14 protein-coding genes are annotated in these 18,633 nt (G+C 45.0%); 2 read left to right on the plus strand and 12 right to left on the minus strand.

Annotation, left to right across the window (positions count from 1 at the left end; all coding sequences use genetic code 11):
- Positions 1–117 precede the first annotated feature (117 nt).
- The 11 genes from MXE28_RS09835 to MXE28_RS09885 all read right to left on the minus strand — a co-directional run bounded on the left by MXE28_RS09835 (position 118) and on the right by MXE28_RS09885 (position 14,232).
- Entirely contained in the window at positions 118–270 is a 153-nt protein-coding gene (locus MXE28_RS09835; protein WP_164726529.1) for a hypothetical protein, read from the minus strand.
- A gap of 126 nt (positions 271–396) precedes the next feature.
- A complete protein-coding gene (locus MXE28_RS09840) occupies positions 397–1,197 on the minus strand; it encodes a TPM domain-containing protein (RefSeq protein WP_127058012.1) in 801 nt (266 codons plus the stop codon).
- Positions 1,198–1,277: 80 nt separating this feature from the next.
- Positions 1,278–1,832 (minus strand): LemA family protein, encoded by a 555-nt coding sequence (locus MXE28_RS09845; RefSeq protein ID WP_021841513.1) that lies wholly within the window; start codon positions 1,830–1,832, stop codon positions 1,278–1,280.
- 69 nt (positions 1,833–1,901) lie between these two features.
- A complete protein-coding gene (locus MXE28_RS09850) occupies positions 1,902–2,858 on the minus strand; it encodes a magnesium transporter CorA family protein (protein WP_021841514.1) in 957 nt (318 codons plus the stop codon).
- Between the two features lie 189 nt (positions 2,859–3,047).
- Positions 3,048–5,144 carry a heavy metal translocating P-type ATPase gene (locus MXE28_RS09855; protein WP_247240120.1) on the minus strand — a complete coding sequence of 699 codons (2,097 nt, stop codon included), beginning with the start codon at positions 5,142–5,144 and terminating at the stop codon, positions 3,048–3,050.
- A 465-nt stretch (positions 5,145–5,609) separates the two neighbouring features.
- Complete coding sequence (locus MXE28_RS09860; protein ID WP_006555916.1) at positions 5,610–6,176, minus strand: Fe-S-containing hydro-lyase; 567 nt, start codon at positions 6,174–6,176, stop codon at positions 5,610–5,612.
- A gap of 21 nt (positions 6,177–6,197) precedes the next feature.
- Positions 6,198–7,040 (minus strand): fumarate hydratase, encoded by an 843-nt coding sequence (locus tag MXE28_RS09865; RefSeq protein WP_021841516.1) that lies wholly within the window; start codon positions 7,038–7,040, stop codon positions 6,198–6,200.
- 717 nt (positions 7,041–7,757) lie between these two features.
- Positions 7,758–8,420, minus strand: a complete 663-nt coding sequence (gene narI, locus MXE28_RS09870) for a respiratory nitrate reductase subunit gamma (protein ID WP_021841517.1) — start codon at positions 8,418–8,420, stop codon at positions 7,758–7,760.
- A complete protein-coding gene (gene narJ, locus MXE28_RS09875) occupies positions 8,417–9,028 on the minus strand; it encodes a nitrate reductase molybdenum cofactor assembly chaperone (RefSeq protein ID WP_021841518.1) in 612 nt (203 codons plus the stop codon). Before narJ ends, narI begins: the two co-directional genes overlap by 4 nt.
- Positions 9,021–10,502: a nitrate reductase subunit beta gene (narH, locus tag MXE28_RS09880; RefSeq protein ID WP_226974322.1), complete on the minus strand. Its 1,482-nt coding sequence runs from the start codon at positions 10,500–10,502 to the stop codon at positions 9,021–9,023. The genes narJ and narH overlap by 8 nt, the downstream gene beginning before the upstream one ends.
- Positions 10,492–14,232, minus strand: a complete 3,741-nt coding sequence (locus MXE28_RS09885) for a nitrate reductase subunit alpha (RefSeq protein WP_247240121.1) — start codon at positions 14,230–14,232, stop codon at positions 10,492–10,494. Before MXE28_RS09885 ends, narH begins: the two co-directional genes overlap by 11 nt.
- A gap of 262 nt (positions 14,233–14,494) precedes the next feature.
- Between MXE28_RS09885 and MXE28_RS09890 the strand changes: the two genes are divergently transcribed.
- A complete protein-coding gene (locus MXE28_RS09890; RefSeq protein WP_247240122.1) occupies positions 14,495–15,895 on the plus strand; it encodes a PepSY-associated TM helix domain-containing protein in 1,401 nt (466 codons plus the stop codon).
- Positions 15,896–16,067: 172 nt separating this feature from the next.
- Here MXE28_RS09890 and MXE28_RS09895 read toward each other — a convergent pair whose 3' ends face one another.
- A complete protein-coding gene (locus MXE28_RS09895; protein ID WP_021841522.1) occupies positions 16,068–16,748 on the minus strand; it encodes a Crp/Fnr family transcriptional regulator in 681 nt (226 codons plus the stop codon).
- 437 nt (positions 16,749–17,185) lie between these two features.
- On the opposite strand from MXE28_RS09895, the gene MXE28_RS09900 reads away from it, so the two are divergent.
- Entirely contained in the window at positions 17,186–18,520 is a 1,335-nt protein-coding gene (locus MXE28_RS09900) for an MFS transporter (RefSeq protein WP_156704397.1), read from the plus strand.
- Positions 18,521–18,633: the final 113 nt, after the last annotated feature.

Below are 18,633 nucleotides of genomic sequence, written 5' to 3' on the forward strand. Positions count from 1 at the left end.
CCATATCCTAACTATCTATGGGATTAAATTACCAACTCAAAATGTCCTATAACCCCCCATTTTTTCGCCCATTATTTTTGCCCATTAGAGTATTAAGCTCTAGTGGGCAAAATAACACTATGATTCAAACTTACGTTTTCTATAATTTTCCTTAACATCGCCCACAGAAAGCCAGCCATTGATTTCAAATAAGCCCTCTTCCATCTCGATTAATTTCATCAGTCGTTTTTTCTGTATTTCTTTATATTCTTCTGATTCTATCTGCTTCATAATCTAACCTTCTAATTAACGGACGCCATATATTCCTTACACAAACAATCGCAAGGAAGCATATGGCGTCTTTTCTATTCGTATTCTATTTGATACTTTCCTTTTCACAAAACTACTTTATAATTCTTACCAGCCTCGGCCGGCACCACCGCCACCGCCGGATCCGCCGCCAAAACCACCGCCGCGACCGCTGCCGCCGCCGAAGCCCCCACGACCTCCTCCGCCGCCACCGCCGCGGAAGATAAACATGGTAAGCAGCATCCGGGTAAGTTCCCCGCCAAAGAAAATGGCATCAACCATGAGGAACAAAATAATCCCTCCGCCGATGAGCAACACCTGCCACCATGACAGTTCAATGGTATTGTCAGGTTGTGCCTGTTGATTCACATTTTGGCTTTGTTTACTAATATCCGGATCTACGATTTGAGCCGTTTGCCAGACCGTTCTTACAATGCCCGGTCCAAATTGCCCCTGACGAAAACTCGGGATGGCATAGGTGTCCAATAGTTGCCCGATTTTAGCATCGTTTAAGACCCCTTCCAAACCGCAACCTACGGTGAGAAAGATTTTCTTATCTTCCATCGCCACGGCTAGCACGAATCCATCATCTTTGCCGCTGTGTCCGACGCCCCAACCACGCAATACGTTTAGCGCGTAATCAGCGGGAGCCACATCACCGAATGAAGGCACTACGACAACGGCCAGTTGCCCTTTACCAGAACGATCAAGCATGGTGCCGATGGCATTAATAGTTTGTACTTCTTTGCTCGACAGTACGTTTACCTGGTCGACCACATATTGACCGGCCGGTGGTTTAGCCGGAATATCTGCTGCGTGAACCGCCAGTGCTTGTAAGGCGATGATGGCGGTAAGCAGCAACATCACGACAACTTTCCAAAGGCTGTTTTTACGCATTATCCAAGCCATCAAGCCCTCCTAACCAATCTTTTTTTACAAAACAAAGTTCGTTGCCACAATCCTATGAAAATAAGTATATGGATTTACGGTTAGAACTCCACTTTAGGAGCGGATTGAGCCGCTTGGTCTGCCTGGAAATACGCTTTTGGTTGGAAGCCTAACATCCCCGCATAGATGGATGTAGGGAATGTACGTACTTTAGCATTATATGCATTAACTACATCATTATAATCTTTACGTGCTACGGCAATGCGGTTTTCAGTGCCTGCCAATTCATCCTGCAAAGCGCGGAAATTCTGGTCCGCTTTTAAGTTCGGATAGTTTTCCGTAATCATGAGTAAACGGCTCAAAGCGCTGGATAATTCACCGTCAGCCTGAGACATTTCTTCTACCGTACGGGCTCCGCCCAGTTTAGCACGGGCATCGGAAACGGCTTGAATGGCCGCCTGTTCATGAGACGCATAACCTTTAACAGTGCTTACCAAGTTCGGGATTAAATCGTTACGACGCTGTAACTGCGTTTGAACCTGTGCCAACTTGTTGTTTACACCTTCATCCATGCCTACCAAACCGTTATAGCCGCTTACTACCCAAGCACCGATAGCAATGACAACAGCAATTAAAATTAACCAAGTTTTTTTCATGAGTATCCTCCTTACAAAAAAAGTCTGCGTGAGCCCATGGTTGAGCCGCGCAGACATACATACATTAACTTATAAAAAGTCGTTTTTCCAAAGTAGCAGGCCTACAATGAACGTAACCACCGCGGCAATACCGATTACAAAAGGAAACCCTTCGGCACCCGATTCAGCCCATGGAACGGGTACGTTAACGCCCCACAAACTGAAAATCAAGGTCGGTACGGATAAGATAATCGTTACACCGGCCAAGAGTTTCATCACTAAGTTCAAGTTATTGGAAATAATGGAAGTAAAGGCGTTCATCATATTCATGAGAATATTTGAATACATCTCAACCATTTCAATAGCCTGCTTGTTTTCGATAATAACGTCTTCCAATAAATCTTCGTCTTCTTCATACATTTTAAGCAAATGACGGACATCTTCATGACTACGGAGGCGCAAAATACGCTCCATTACGGTGCCGTTTGTTTTCAAAGCGGACGTAAAATAGGTCATGGATTTCTGTAATTCCAACAGTTGGAAAAAGTCCTTATTTTTAGTCGTATGACGCAATTGAATTTCAATGTCGTCCGTACGGCGGTTAATTTGTTGCAAATAACGCAAGAACAAAGTCGCTGTGCGATACATTATCTGGAACAAGAAACGTGTTTTTTTAAAGGTATAAAACGTAGCAACTTGATTGTTTATAAACGGATATAACACATCCGATTCTTCAAGACACACGGTGATGAAGAAATCAGGTGTCAAAAATATACCGAGCGGCACTGTATCATAGCTGTCGCTACCGCGCAATGCCGGAATATTGATAACAACAAAAATGTAATTTTCTTCAATTTCCACGTGCGAACGTTCTTCCGTATCCAAAGCTGTTTTCAAAACGTCCGTAGGGATTTCCGTCATAATATTGACGAGCGATAGCTCATCGGGGTCCGGATTCACCAAATTAATCCACGAGCCCTTACCCGCATCGGCTACCGTTAAGTCCGATACAAGCTCGCCTTCGTCATGTGTATATACCGTGAGCATACGCCACCTCCCATTCATTAGCTTATACTTCATCATATCCAACAAAGAAGAGGTTCGTCAAGTGTTGAATCGGGTAATTTATAAGAAAAAATCGCTCTTGAAAGAACCTGACTGTTTTGTCTTTTCCCAAGAGCGATTTTACCGTATGAGGCGTTCATCAACGCATTCTAAACGTTTTTGAAAACCTTATTATTTTTTATATAAAATACGAATGGAGTTTAAAATGCAGAGAATGGAAACACCCGTATCGGCGAATACGGCCACCCACATATTGGCAAAGCCGAAGAGCCCCATAATCATAACGAGGATTTTAACCCCTAACGCTACGACTACGTTCTGCCATGCAATAGAAATCGTGTTTGAGGAAATGCGAATTGATTCAACTACAGCGCTGATACTGGGACGCATATACACTACATCGGCTGCTTCAATGGCCGCATCGGCACCGCTGCCCATGGCACCGCCCACGTCGGCACCGGCCAATACAGGGGCGTCATTGATACCGTCACCTACGAACATGGTGGAACCGTATGTTTCACGAAGTTCTTTCATAACACTTAATTTATCTACCGGCAATAATTCGGCACGAACGTCATCAATACCGGCTTCTTTCGCCATGTACCGGGCACCCGCTTGAGTGTCACCGGTCAGCATAATCGTGCGTAAACCGCGTTTGGCAAGTTCTGCCACAGCTGATTTAGTATCTTCTTTCAAAGCATCGGCAATCAAGATTGTGCCTGCATATTGACCGTCAAGGGCTACCAATACTTCGCTACCGTAATCGGCAGGTTCACCGTAACCTGTAATTTGTAATTCGTTGAATAAACGACGATTACCAACGGCTACTTTAACACCATTTACCACACCGGTCATACCACGACCGGACAATTCTTCGAGATCAACAACTTCTGCTAACTGAACATTGCGTTTTTTAGCTTCATTGGCAATACTTACCGCTACCGGATGAGAGGAACGTACTTCTAAGGCCGCTGCCTTAGCCAATATGTCTACTTCGTCAAAACCTTCAGCTGTTGTAATAGACTGTACCGCAAATTCGCCGGTAGTCAAGGTACCTGTTTTATCCATAGCAATCGCTTTAATATTACGCAATGCTTCCATGGACAAACCGCCTTTAAAAAGGATGCCCGTTCTGGACCCGCGACCGATGCCGGAGAAGAAAGCGAGCGGTACGCTGAGTACCAATGCACATGGACAACTGATAACCAAGAATGTTAAAGCGGTATATACCCAGTAATTCCAGTTACCGGTAATTAAGGATGGGATTACGGCTACCAAAGCGGCTAACAATACTACGGTTGGGGTATACACGCGAGCAAAACGCGTAATAAAACGGTCGATACGAGGTTTGGTAGCGGCTGCATTTTCAACAGCATCAAGCACACGCGTAACCATAGAGTCTTTTAATTCTTTATCAACGCGCATCAAGATGCGGCCACTCTGATTGATACAGCCGGATAAAATTTCACTGCCCGGTTTAACTTGTACCGGAACCGGTTCACCCGTAACCGGCGCTGTATCGATACGTGTAGTCCCTTCAATTACGGTACCGTCGAGCGGAATACGTTCGCCGGCTATTACTTCGATAGTCTGACCGATGCGAACTTCTTCAGGGCTTACTACTTTGGACTGACCTGCTTCATCTACCAAGCGAACTTGTTCCGGACGCATATCGATAGCATCCATAATAGCGCTACGACTTCTGGCCGTTGCTTTTTCTTCAAAATAGGTACCGATACGATAGAAGAGCATAACCCCTACCGCTTCCGGCATTTCTCCGATAATTACGGCCCCCAAAGTGGCCACACTCATGAGAAAGTTTTCATCAAAAACTTGGCCGGAACCGATGTTTTTAATAGCATTCCATAAAACACCCCAACCAAGTAATAAGTAGGTCGCAAGAAGTACACCAAAGGCAATGTCTTCCGGAATGCCGTCTACAAAGGAGTATACGAGCATCACCACAACCCCGATAATAATGCTTACCAGACCGCCGCCGTGAGCATGGTCATGGTCGTGATGATCATGAGCCCCCTTAGTTTTACGTTCGTAGAGCTGTACTTCTACACCATCTTCAATAGAATCACAAACACCTTGAATTTCGGTAATCAAATCATTGGTGTCGGGAACTGTGGACGTAATTCGCAATTGTTGCGTCCCTACGGAAAACGATGCAGCACTTACTGTTTCCATTTTTTTAATCTTGTCTTCGATCTTGGCCGCACAATTCGCACATGTTAAATTTTTAAGTAATAAAATGCGTTCCATTGCTGTTTCTCACCTCTACTATATACGTATGCCACTTACACTAAATACTTACACTATTCCTGCGGTTAGCTTTTACGGCTAACACTACTCTAAATACCCGGATTTTTAACTGTAAAAATCTGTTCCGCAAACATATGAACAACTATTCATATGTTTCTATAATTTAATTATAGATTCTTTCATCAGCCTTGTCAATATAAAAATACCGACTATAACAATTAGATATATGTAGCAATCAGTATAAAAGAGAATATATGAGAGACTATTCCCACTATTTTTAGACAAAACAAAAAAACACAGCTATAAAAGCCGTGTTTTAACGTGTAACTACTTTTTTGTTGGAATGCAAGTATATGTTACATTATACAGCTGAGCGGACCCGCCCTTACGGTCGGGCGGTCCCTCAGTTATATATATCATTAGATTGGATTGGATACTACTATCCGTTTATCTGACCAATACCTATTAGTCTTCTTGACGATAAGGTTCTTGACCGATTTTGTAGAAGTCGTTACCTTCGCTGTCGATAACTACGATGCAAGGGAAATCTTCAACAGTCAATTCAGCCAAAGCTTCAGGACCTAAGTCACCGTAAGCGATAACTTTATAGTCTTTAATGGATTTAGCAATTAAGGAAGCGGCGCCGCCAACTGCTGCGAAGTAAGTTACACCATTTTTCTTCATGGATTCAACAACTTCTTTGGAGCGGGAACCTTTACCTACCATGCCTTTGATACCCTGATCAAGCATTGTTGGGGTGTAAGCGTCCATACGGCCGGAAGTTGTAGGGCCGGCTGCACCGATTGGGTCGCCTGGTTTTGCAGGGGATGGTCCAAGATAGTAAACGATTTTGTCGTGCCAATCGATAGGAAGTTCTTCGCCACGTGCCAATGCTTCAGTCATAACTTTATGAGCAGCATCACGAGCGCTGTAGATTTTACCGGTAATCAATACACTGTCGCCGGCTCTTAATGTTCTGGACACTTCTTCAGTTAAAGGTGTCGTAATATGAATTGTTTTTGATTCAGCCATTGTTATCTTCCTCCCCTTGAATTAAAGAATTTCTTCGGCATGACGGCTTGCATGGCAGCAAATTGTCACGGCTACAGGAAGACCGGCAATATGGGTAGCGGCCCATTCGATGTTAACTGCTAATGCTGTAGTGGTACCACCAAGCTGAGGTCCGATACCTGTTTTGTTGATCATTTCCAACAATTCTTCTTCTAATTTAGCATATTCAGGCATATCGTTGCGTTTTTTAGTGGAACGAAGCAATGCTTTTTTAGAAAGTAATGCTGCATAGTCCATAGTACCGCCGATACCAACGCCAAGAACCATTGGAGGGCATGGGTTAGGGCCGGCTTTTTTAACGATTTCCATAACGGCATTTTTAACGCCTTCAACGCCATCAGCAGGTACCAACATTTTTACGCCGGATTTATTTTCGGAACCGAAACCTTTAAGTTCCATGTCGATTTTAACTTTGTCGCCAGGAACGATGCTTGTATAAATGATACAAGGAGTGTTGTTACCGGTGTTTTTACGGTTAAATAAAGGTTCTGCCACTACGGATTTACGTAAGTAACCTTCTACATAACCTTTAGCAACGCCGTCTTGAACAGCTTGCTGTAAGTCGCCACCTTCGAAGTGAACGTCCTGACCTACTTCCAAGAATACGATGGTGTAACCGGTATCCTGGCAGATAGGGCGATCTTCTTCACGAGCGATTTCGGCATTTTTAATGATTTGGTCTAATACAACACAACCAACCGGAGATTTTTCTGTTTCACGACCGGCTTTTAAACCTTCATATACGTCTTGTGGTAAATAGTAAGCCGCATTTTTACACATTTGGGCTACTGTTTCCGTCACTTTTGCTACGTCGATAGTACGCAAAGTAATCCCTCCTCAACTTAAAACGAGATTTTCTGATGACTTAATCATAGCACACATCAAGAGGGCTTTCAAACGCGGTCTATGCAGTTTAATCAAGTATTTATGTCTATTGAGAACTTTTCGCAAAATATCAATTATTGCGATTCTAATCGCACTTCGTTGACAATCGATATACTAAAAGTACACTTGTTTTGTCATATTCAGGTATTAATATGCATAGAATATACATTCAAAAGCGCTCTAAAAATCCCATCCGCGGAAACATTAGTCTTTTATATACCCCCTCTTCTAAATCAATGCATAAACCTTTATATTTTTGTGTTAAGCACATTCGTTTTTTCTGTACACACTTCCAATTCAGAAGATAACTTTTTGTGGTAAATACGCATCTTACCATTAATTTTTCTAAAAACTCAAGTCCTGCAATTTGAACCAAAGTCTCTTTTTAATGATAATAATTACCAATTATATATTTTATTTTCTAATTTTTGACGCTCAACAAACAAAAAATCCGAACAATCCAACCCATTTTTTTACGTTTTACGGACACCTATTCACAATCGGTATAGCCTATTCACTAAATTAATCATTAACTTCATAAAAAAGAGGCCTCCACACACGGAGACCTCTGATTGTATTTTACTATATATAACTATATATGTAATACGCTATTACAAGCATCTACTAGCGACAGTAATACGCTATTACACCCATCTACTAGCGACGGCGATACACGATGGCACTGCGCCACAAGTAAAGGAACGGGAAGCTCAGGCAATGCACCAAACGGCTGAACGGGAAGATAAAGCAAACCGCCATCCATGAGAACATGTGAACCTTAAACATCATCGGAATATTCAGCATCAATTCCGGTTTCGGCTGCATAATGAGCAAGCTGCGGAACCAAGGTCCGATGTATTCACGATAGTTAAAAGCACCGTCGGCGTTGAGCATGGTACCGGCAAAACCCGTCAAAATGGTAAGACCCAAGAACAAGAAGAGCCACACGTCCATTGACGATGTATTGACTTTCATGTACACCGATGTAAAACGGCGTTTCATAAGGAGTAAGAAGCCTACCACCAATAAAATCCCCGCTACCCCACCGATGTATAGCGCCCCCATGTGATAGAGATGCTCGTCAATGCCAAACATTTCCGTCACTTCCTGCGGCACCAAGATGCCTCCTACATGCCCCAAGAACACGAGGAGTAAAGCAAAATGGAATAAAGGACCGGCAATGCGAAGCTGTTTTTTCTCCAAAAACTCACTGGATTTCGTGGTCCATGTCCGTTCCGACACGGTGTAACGAACGGCCGAACCGAATACTAAAAAGGTAAACGCAAGATAGGGCAAGGCGACCCAAACAAATTCACTCATCCTAAAGTTCCCTCCCAACGTTCTACAATTTGTAATACTACATCAAGCACGAAAGCATGCACCTGCTTACCGTCAATAAGTCGTTGACGAAGCGTTGCCAAGGCTTCTTTGCCATGTTGTAAAATCTCCAACGCTTCCACAGGTTCTAAAGTACTGCACAGCTCGAGGATGGCCGGCACATAATCCGGCAACTCGCGAGCAATGTCATAACCGTGTTTTTGAAAAAAAGCTTTATATTCCAATAACTCCGACGCCTGTTCTTCCGCATTAGTGGCATCATAGGACGTCAAATACATATTGGTATTACTGCTGAAATCAAAGACGCGCACATATTCGTCCTCGTATTCGCGTGCCTGTTCACTACTGATATAATCAAGCACCGCCCCGAGACTTTCTTTTAAGGGGCTATCCGGCCAAGCACGCCACGCCGCTTGCACGTCCGTCAAAGCTTCACGCCACTCGGCCGAAGGATAGCTCAATAAATAGGCACTCAATTGCAAAGCTTCCTTATCCAAGGCAGTTTGATCCGACAAAACTTGACCCTCCGCCATTTGATTCAGCTTTGTTTGATTTGCAGTTTGATTTTTTGTTTCCATAGAGTTACTCATGGCCACCTCCGGCACAACCGTTACAACCGGAAGCACTCGGAGCGGAACCGCTGCAACCACCGAAGGCACAATCGCTGAAACCACCTACGCCTTGATGCAAGCGTTTTTCTTCCTGCGTTGCATTGACGCCGGCCGGAATGCGATAACGATCGCGGTATTTGGCAATGCCAAGCAAACGATACATATCATAGAGCGTGTGCTCACCATATTTAGTATCAAATTCAGTTGTTGCTTCACCGCGGGTACGCTGCTGCATGTAACGGCGCAAATCAAGCAAGGTATTAAGCACACGGCGGATAACATCTTCATTGCCGGCAGAGAAAATCTGTGCCAAATAAGCTACCGGAATACGCATTGCTTCCGCTTCAGGGAAATGTACCGACGCCGCATCTTTATGTAAAATCGGGCTCATTGGCGGCACATACCATACCATCGGTACCGTACGATATTCTGCATGAAGCGGCAACGCAATTTGCCATTCTTTAATGAGGCGGAATACGGGCGATTCTTTAGCCGCTTTAATCCAGTTGTCAGGGATGCCCTGTTCTTTAGCCGCTTTCGCTACGGCCGGATCATGCGGGTCAAGCAACACATCAAGCATATTATCATAAATCTCTTGCGGATTTTCCGTCGATGCCACCGCTTCCACTTTATCCATATCGTAGAGTAACACGCCTACATAGCGCATGCGACCGACGCAGGTATCGGCACAAATCTGCGGCAATCCGTTTTCCAAACGAGGGTAACAGAATACGCATTTTTCAGCCTTATTGGTCTGCCAGTTATAATAAATCTTTTTATACGGACAAGCAGGCACACAATGACGCCAACCGCGACACACATCTTGCGAGATGAGGACTACGCCGTCTTCGTCACGTTTGTAGATGGCGCCGGACGGACAAGCCGCCACACAGGCCGGATTCAAGCAGTGATTGCAAAGGCGCGGCAAGTATTTCATAAAAATATCGTGGAAATCAAGGGCGATGTTTTGGCCTATTTTTTGAAGGTTCACATCGGCACGGGCCGTATTACCGCCGGCTAAATCATCTTCCCAGTTAGGGCCCCATTCGATTTCCATTTTTTCCTTCGTAATCAAAGAGCGGGGACGCGCCACCGGCTGATTGTTTTTACGTTTGGAATGAATCAAGGTTTCATAATCATAGGTCCATGGCTCGAAATAGTCTTTCAGCTCAGGCTGTTCCGGATGGAAAAAGAGTTTCATCAGACGGTTGCCCTTAGAGCCCGTAGCGAGCTGCAGTTTACCATCTTTTAGAATCCAGCCACCCTTCCAACGGTTCTGGTCTTCCCAATGTTTCGGATAGCCGATGCCCGGTTTTGTTTCCACATTGTTAAAATACATGTACTCCGCACCTTCGCGGTTGGTCCACGTGTTTTTACAAGTAATCGAGCAAGTATGACAACCGATACATTTATCTAAATTCATGACCATCGAAATTTGTGCTTTAATCTTCAAGCCAATCAACCTCCTTCATCTTACGCACTACCACAAGCATGTCGCGCTGATTACCGGTAGGTCCGTAATAGTTAAACCCATAACTCAATTGTCCGTAGCCCCCAATCATATGGGTCGGTTTCATGTGAATACGTGTCGGCGTATTGTGTGTACCGCCACGACCGCCCGTGAGCGAGGTGCCCGGCACGTTGATGTGACGATCCTGCGCATGGTGCATGTAAACGAGGCCGCGCGGAATACGCGGTGTTACTACGGCACGGGAGGCCACCACACCATTGCTGTTATATAATTCAATCCAATCATTGTCGGCCACGCCGATTTCGTTGGCATCATCTTCGTTGAGCCATACGGATTGGCCGCCGCGGAACAAGGTCAACATATGCGGCGTATCAAAGTACATACTGTGAATACTCCACTTGTTGTGCGGCGTTAAGTATTTAAGTGTAATTTCCGGAATGCCGTCATTCGGCAAGCTTTCACGCATTGGTGCATACGCCAAAATCGGTTTGAAAGTAGCCATCTGTTCGCCCCATTCCGCCATGATGTCATGGTCGAGGAAGTAGGACTGACGGCCCGTAATCGTGCGGAACGGCATGAGGAGTTCCACATTATTCGTAAACGGCGTGTAACGGCGATTATCTTTACCATTACCCGTGAAAATCGGGGTGCTGATAACGAGGCGCGGTTGCGCTACGATATCTTCAAAGGTAATCTGTTCACCGCTGCGACCGCCCGTCATTTTGGTTAAGTCTTTAAGACCGGTCAATTCTTCCGCCTTCGCCCAGCTCTTATGCGCTACGGCGCCATTCGTTGCGGACGACATGGTCAAAACGGCCTGACAAGCTTGGTAGGCATCTTCAATAGATGGGCAACCGGCCCCTACGTCATCAGTTGTGGAAATCACATGACCGGCTCCGTCGGTAGCCCCTTCAGGAGCGGTAGAACCTTGCGCACGACTGCGAATCACACCGTTACGCGCTTTCAGCTCTTCGTATTGTTCAGCGATGTTAACGGCAATACCGTGAGCACCTACTGTGCCGTCAGCCAAGTTTGGCCCTAAGGCACGTTGTTTTTCAAAAATACGCGTATAATCGCGTTCCACTTCGACGAGCTGCGGCATCGTTTTGCCCGGAATCGGTTCACATTCACCGCGGCTCCAATCTTTCACAAGACCGCCCGGCTGAGCAAGTTCCGCTTCCGAGTCGTGTCCTAACGGTGTCGCTACGATATCACGGTATACCGGCATATTTACTTCTTTAGCCAATTTGGAAACGGCCTGGCCTAAGGTAAGGAAAATATCCCAGTCCGTTTTAGCTTCCCAACCCGGATCTACGGCCGGCTGGAACGGATGCACGAACGGATGCATGTCGGTAGAAGATAAGTCGGTTTTTTCATACCAGGTGGCGGTAGGCAACACAATATCCGAATAGAGGGCGGAACCGGCCATACGGAAATCGAGGTCAATGAGCAAATCGAGTTTACCCTTACCCGCTTCTTCACGCCATTTAATCTCGGTCGGTTTAACAGCCGGCGTATCCGATTCGAGGAGGCCGTCTTTCGTACCGAGTAAATGTTTCATAAAGTATTCGTGGCCCTTAGAGGACGACGTAATCAGGTTGGCACGCCATACAATGAGGTTGCGCGGGAAGTTTTCCGGTGCATCCGGATCCTGTACGGCAAATTCCAACTCTTTATTTTTAAGCTGCTGCGCTACGAAGTTCTTCACATCGCCAAATTCGGTATAACCCGCTTTAGCGGCATTTTTATAAATATCGGCACTGCTTGTTTTAAAGGTCGGATAGGATGGCAACCAACCCAAGCGAGCGGCCAACACATTGTAGTCGCCTACATGACGATAACGCGGTTCTACGAGGGCGGATGTCAAATCATTGGTATCCATTTCGTCACTGCGCCATTGGTCGGTGGCGAAGTAGAAGAAGGATGTACCGTTATGCAAACGCGGTACCGGCTGCCAATCTTTAGCCGTCATGATAGCGCCCCAACCTTCGGCAGGACGCAATTTTTCCTGACCTACATAGTGAGCCCAACCGCCGCCGTTTTTACCTTCGCAGGCACAGAAGAGCACAAGATTCAATACGGCACGGTAAATAATGTCCGCATGGAACCAGTGGTTGATACCGCCGCCCATGATAATGAGGGAACGACCTTTGGTAGCAATGGCATTATCCGCAAATTCACGCGCCGTGTGAATCACCATGTCCGATTTGATACCGGTATATTTTTCCTGCCAAGCCGGCGTGAACGGTGTATCGCTTTCATAGTCAGCATTCACTTCGCCGCCGAGGCCGCGGTCAACACCGTAGTTGGCTAAGAGTAAGTCGTAAACAGTAGTAACATATACTTCACCGTCAGCCGTCTTCATACGTTTAACCGGCACGCGACGGGATAAGGTGGCCGTATTGTCCAAATGACCGAAGAACGGCAAAGTTACGGTTTTTAAATCATCCTTTTCGTCGATGAAAGATAATTTAGGGCTGATAGGTTCGCCGGTTTCACTATTTTCGAGTTTTAAATTCCATTTTGTTTTGTCACCCCAGCGATGGCCCATCTGGCCGTTAGGAATAACTAATTTGTCACTCTTTTCATCGAGCACATAATATTTAAATTCGCTATGTTGCGACAAATCGCCCATGTCTTTGGCCGTCAAGAAATGACCGGCCGTGAACTTGCCGTCTTTTTCATCCAAACGAACGAGGAATGGGAAGTCCGTATAACGTTTGGCGTAGTCGAGGAACATCGGCGTCTGGTTGTCGACGTAGTATTCTTTTAAAATAACATGACCCATGGCCATGGCGAGCGCCGCATCAGAGCCGGCTTTTACATTGAGCCATGTATCGGCGGCCGTGGTAGATTCCGCGTAGTCCGGTGAAACGGAAATAACTTTGGTGCCTTTGTAGCGAACTTCGGTGAGGAAGTGAGCATCCGGCGTACGGGTTTGCGGTACGTTAGAACCCCATGTAATAATGTAACCGGCATTGTACCAGTCACTACTTTCCGGCACGTCTGTCTGTTCGCCCCATACCTGCGGGCTGGCCGGCGGCAAATCGGCATACCAGTCATAGAAGCTGAGGCAGGCACCGCCCATAAGGTTCATGAAACGGGCACCGGCGGCGTAGCTTAGCATGGACATGGCCGGAATCGGCGAAAAGCCGAAGTTGCGGTCCGGACCGTAGGTCTGCACCGTGTAAAGCATGGAAGCGGCCGCAATTTCAGATGCTTCATCCCAGGTAGAACGGACAAAACCACCCATACCACGGGCGGACTTATACCGTTTCGTTTTCTCAGGATCCGTCACGATAGATTTCCACGCTTCTAACGCGTTCGGATGTTCTTTTTTGGCTTCGCGCCACATATCCGCCAATTCACCGCGAACGTACGGATATTTTACGCGCAACGGGCTGTACATATACCAGGAGAACGAAGCACCACGCGGACAACCACGCGGTTCGAAATCAGGCATATCGGGACTTGTTTCAGGATAATCATGATTCTGATTTTCCCACGTCACGATGCCGTTTTTGACAAAAACATTCCAACTGCAGGAACCGGTGCAGTTTACGCCATGCGTGGAGCGCACCACTTTGTCATACGACCAACGGTTACGATACATGGATTCCCAGTCACGGCCGCCTTGGTACACGGCTTGATGGCCTGATTCACTTTTATTTTTAGGTATTAGATAGGAAAATTTTTTAAAAAACGTATTCATGCGTTGTCCCTCCTTGTTATCTTCAGAATACCAAAGGAACGTTTTTGGGTGTGTGATTTATATCACATATATCGATAAAATTAATCCAAAGGGACATTTAGTTAAGGTATATATCAAACTTTTTGATTGTCGATTTTACGTATTAGAGTTTCGGCACAATTTACCTATGAGTAATTTTCATGTAGGATCATAAAACCTTGAAAGCTATTCTTTAGAGGACTAAAATGGCAAAGAAAGGAGTCTTTTTATGAATACGTCAACCATGTATAAACTACACAAGTATCTTAGTATATTTTCATTTCTATTTTTCTTCCTACTCTGCATCACCGGGTTAATTCTCTTATTCAGAGCAGAAATTCAAGGTTCGCATACTATAGGCGCAGCACCTATGAATATTAATACCCTCTGGGACGGCGCCGACCAAGGAGCTGCTCAGTTTACTCAGAAATATCCGACTAAAGAAATCTTAAACATCTCACCGGCTATGGGCTCGCATCTATTGCGCTACCGCATCATCGATAAGAATAACACCCATGAGCCACGTGCCCGTATGGGGATGGGTGGCGATTATATTATTTATAATCCGCACAGCCAGCAGCTCACGGCTCCGCAAAGCGGCAAGGTTACGGCCACACCGCTTCGTACGACCATGCATATTATCCACGAATTGCATACACGTCTCGCCTTAAACCGCCTTGGCTTATATCTCATTGGCATTATTTCCTTTATTTGCGGTATTGCTGTTGTAAGCGGCGCTTTCCTATATGGGCCGTTTTCAAAAGCAGCTCGCCTACGTAGAGCCAGATTGAAAAGTCAACCTATCGTAACATCTGCTACCGGCTCTACCTGTAGCTTAGCAATTGAAAATAACAATGCGGCTATTGCTCCTAGAATGTTCAAAGAATCTATACGCAATCGCATCAGTAATTTGCATCGTGAACTAATGATGTTAACGGCCATTTTCGGGTTTCTCCTCAGCATTACCGGTACCGGTGTCGCTACGTTCTTCATCTTAAACGACAACTACAATAAAGAAGTTGCTGCCAATGCCAAAATCGAATTAAGTACCGAAAAATCCGATATCTTAACGCCATCGGAAGCCATCGCAAAAGTTCAGTCCCGCTTCCCGGGGCAACTGTTAATCTCCATGGATTATCCATCCCGCTTCAATGGTGGTCATTATACATTCTACCTTGGTCGTGAAAATGACGATGATCCGGCTTTATTCTTAGGTCAGCCGGTATATGCCAATATTTGTGAAAACGCACAAAAAGATCATTTCTATTCGCAGCCGATTCCATGGTATTTTACCGGTTTAACTACGCTTATTAACTTGCACATTCACAATCATAATACGATAGCTCTTAAAATCGTATGGGCTATCTGGATGGTTATCTTAAGTGTGGCTTCCTTATTCGGTGCTTTATTGACGTTCCAACGGTGGAGGAAGTGGAACAGCTGGACTAAAACGCCCATTGCTACTGCTACTATTATGCCAGAAGCAAATCAAGGTCGCACTTGGACCCGTCCAATCGTGTGGGGCGGACTGACTTTAATTGGCATGTTTATACCACTCACGGGGATTCCGCATCATAACGAAATTGCTTTAATAGCTTTAATCTTGCCACTTATTGATATGGTGTATGTCTTGGCTAAAAAATAACGCTGACCCCTTCATATATAGTATGACTTTCCCTTTATTTTCTTCCAAAAACGACAAGAGAGCGACGAATTATTCGTTCGCTCTCTTGTCTTTAACGCTAGTCTGAGTATTACACTATTTTAATTTCGTAATACTAATCGATTTTCAATTTATACGTATAGAGTCTAAACCTTTAAGTCAATGAATCGGCCGGCGCCAAAATTTTAAAATGATTTTTTTCAAATTCAATTAAACCGTCATCCTGCATACGCGATAATTCCCTGGTCAACGCACTGCGGTCCACACAGAGATACTCGCTGAGCGCTACACGCCCTAGGGGTACATCAAATTCCATGCTGCCCCAAACCTTGGCCATATAAGAAAAATAAGCCATCAGCTTATCGCGTAAGTTACGCTTAGACACGATTTCCAGCTTTTGCAAAATTCGCACATTCTTATCGGCCACAAGAGTCATAATATTCTGTACCAATTGACGATACGCCCCCAAATCATTAGCCGACAAGGATAATAATTTATCGAACGGAATATACAAAGCGGTCACATCGGAAGCGGCATAAAAATTAACCAGCGAGACCTGATTCGAACTGCACGCAAAGGATTCACCGAACAAATCGCCGCGATTCATAAACACCAAAATCGACCGATTACCCCAAATATCTTCACTCATCATGTGAACCGTGCCTTTCAGAATCACGCTCACACAAGGCACCTCTTCATCGGCCAGCGTAATATAACCGCCTTTTTTAATTTTCTTCGTAAAAGCGCCCACCGTTTGCAACAGTGTTTTGAAATCCGCTTCATCAATATCGCGAAACGCGCGCAAGTCTTTTACCATATCAAACGTATACTTCATACGTAGCACCTCAGTTATAATCTATCGTTAAAACGCCCTTTCCCTAAAGCATTATCTATTCTATTATAGCACACTATATATCTAAAGTTATATATTTAGTGCCACATATAGGCTTAAATGCAAGTATTCTACAAATTGCACAATTTTTCATCTTGAATTCCACCTTACAAAGACATGATTAATTTGATTTGAGTTTTTTAAAAAACATCCTTTTTCACAGAATCTTACTTTTCAGTGATATTTGTCACATACAAAATCGAATATTTTTCCTATACTCCAATTAGACACGCTTTATGACCATGACTGTATCCTGAAATAAATCAACTTGCTACAGCCTTATATAAAGCCAAAATTGTCATGTTGATAATAGCCGTTATCTATATCGAGCGAGTAGATACCGACTGATTTTCACATTACTGTAACAAAGGAGTGTAAGCATGTCAGCAACAACTGCCGCCCCAAAACTTAGTCGCCGCGAAATCCTGGCACAATGGAATCCGGACAACGAACAGTTTTGGAATCAATATGGTAAAAAAATCGCGAATCAAAACTTAATCGTTTCTACAATCGCTTTGACCCTTTCCTTCTGTGTATGGACATTATGGTCAACGATTGCCGTAAAGCTTAATGCCATCGGCTTTCATTTTACCGATGAGCAGCTCTTCACCTTGGCAGCCATGCCGGGTCTCGTAGGCGCTACGGGCCGACTCATTTATACCTATATGCCGGGCATTCTGGGTGGGCGTAACTGGACATTCGTCGCAACAGCCTTCCTCTTAATTCCGCTTTGGGGGCTCGCCGAGGCATTACAAGATCCGACAACCTCGTATGAAACATTTTTCATCTATGTGGCCTTACTCGGTATTGCAGGTGCCAACTTCTCCTCGTCCATGGCCAACATCGGTCACTTTTTCCCACGTTCAAAACGAGGCACAGCCCTCGGAATTAACGCCGGTATCGGTAACTTGGGCGTTTCCATTATCTTCTTGATGGCGCCGATTGTTATGGGCATGACCGTTTTTGCCCCACTCGTAGGGTCGCCGCAAACCTTGAACGATGGCACTATTATCTTCTTACAAAATACCTGCTATGTGGGTATTATTCAAATTCTCATCACCTTGGGTCTCATCGTAAAATACATGGACAACTTGCCATTACCAAAACAGAGTCCCGCTTCCATGATGAGTATTTTCACCAATAAACACACCTGGCTCATGACCTGGATTTATACCTGCGGCTTCGGTTCCTTCATCGGTTTCTCCGTCGCTTTGAGCCTCTTGGTAAATAAAGAATTCCCTGAAATTCCGTTCGCTTACGGTGCGTTTCTTGGCCCGTTCATCGGCGCCGGCATTCGTCCCGTAGGCGGTTGGTTGGCCGATAAAATCAATAGCGGCACCAAAATTACCATGCTTTCCTTAATTGGCATGTTCTTTGCCGCTATCGTTATCATGATTGGTATTAACAGCCATAACTTCTTACTTTTCTTTGCCGCCTTCCTGTTCTTGTTCTTCATGACAGGCTTTGAAACGGGCGCATCCTTCCGCATGATTCCGTACATTTTTACGGACGGCATGCAATCTTCGTTAGTAACGGGGTTTACCGCAGCCATGGGCGCTTACGGGGCCTTCTTCATTCCGAAAGTTTTCGGTTGGGTCTACAGCACTTATGAATCGGTAATGCCTGCGTTCTATATAATTTTAGCCTTCATCGCCGTGACCATAGTCATCACCTATTGGTTCTATGCCCGCAAGGGTTCCGGCATGAAGTGTTAATCTCCTATACCTTTAAACTTTGTACTTCCAAAAAAAGAGTAGCCTGACGACAGATGTATGAACCGACCCCTTAAAGTTAGACCTAAAAATCTAATTTTAAGGAGGTCGGTTTT

The organism is Veillonella sp. KGMB01456, from assembly GCF_023051165.1.
Classification (GTDB): domain Bacteria; phylum Bacillota; class Negativicutes; order Veillonellales; family Veillonellaceae; genus Veillonella_A.

What these genes read in the sequence shown, in the direction of transcription:
- MXE28_RS09895 (WP_021841522.1), bottom strand. Translation starts at nt 16,748, where the DNA reads ATGAAGTATACGTTTGATATGGTAAAAGACTTGCGCGCGTTTCGCGAT.
- narJ (WP_021841518.1), bottom strand. Translation starts at nt 9,028, where the DNA reads ATGAGTAACTCTATGGAAACAAAAAATCAAACTGCAAATCAAACAAAG.
- MXE28_RS09900 (WP_156704397.1), top strand. Translation starts at nt 17,186, where the DNA reads ATGTCAGCAACAACTGCCGCCCCAAAACTTAGTCGCCGCGAAATCCTG.
- MXE28_RS09835 (WP_164726529.1), bottom strand. Translation starts at nt 270, where the DNA reads ATGAAGCAGATAGAATCAGAAGAATATAAAGAAATACAGAAAAAACGA.
- MXE28_RS09855 (WP_247240120.1), bottom strand. Translation starts at nt 5,144, where the DNA reads ATGGAACGCATTTTATTACTTAAAAATTTAACATGTGCGAATTGTGCG.
- MXE28_RS09885 (WP_247240121.1), bottom strand. Translation starts at nt 14,232, where the DNA reads ATGAATACGTTTTTTAAAAAATTTTCCTATCTAATACCTAAAAATAAA.
- MXE28_RS09850 (WP_021841514.1), bottom strand. Translation starts at nt 2,858, where the DNA reads ATGCTCACGGTATATACACATGACGAAGGCGAGCTTGTATCGGACTTA.
- MXE28_RS09840 (WP_127058012.1), bottom strand. Translation starts at nt 1,197, where the DNA reads ATGGCTTGGATAATGCGTAAAAACAGCCTTTGGAAAGTTGTCGTGATG.
- MXE28_RS09860 (WP_006555916.1), bottom strand. Translation starts at nt 6,176, where the DNA reads ATGGCTGAATCAAAAACAATTCATATTACGACACCTTTAACTGAAGAA.
- narI (WP_021841517.1), bottom strand. Translation starts at nt 8,420, where the DNA reads ATGAGTGAATTTGTTTGGGTCGCCTTGCCCTATCTTGCGTTTACCTTT.
- MXE28_RS09845 (WP_021841513.1), bottom strand. Translation starts at nt 1,832, where the DNA reads ATGAAAAAAACTTGGTTAATTTTAATTGCTGTTGTCATTGCTATCGGT.
- MXE28_RS09890 (WP_247240122.1), top strand. Translation starts at nt 14,495, where the DNA reads ATGTATAAACTACACAAGTATCTTAGTATATTTTCATTTCTATTTTTC.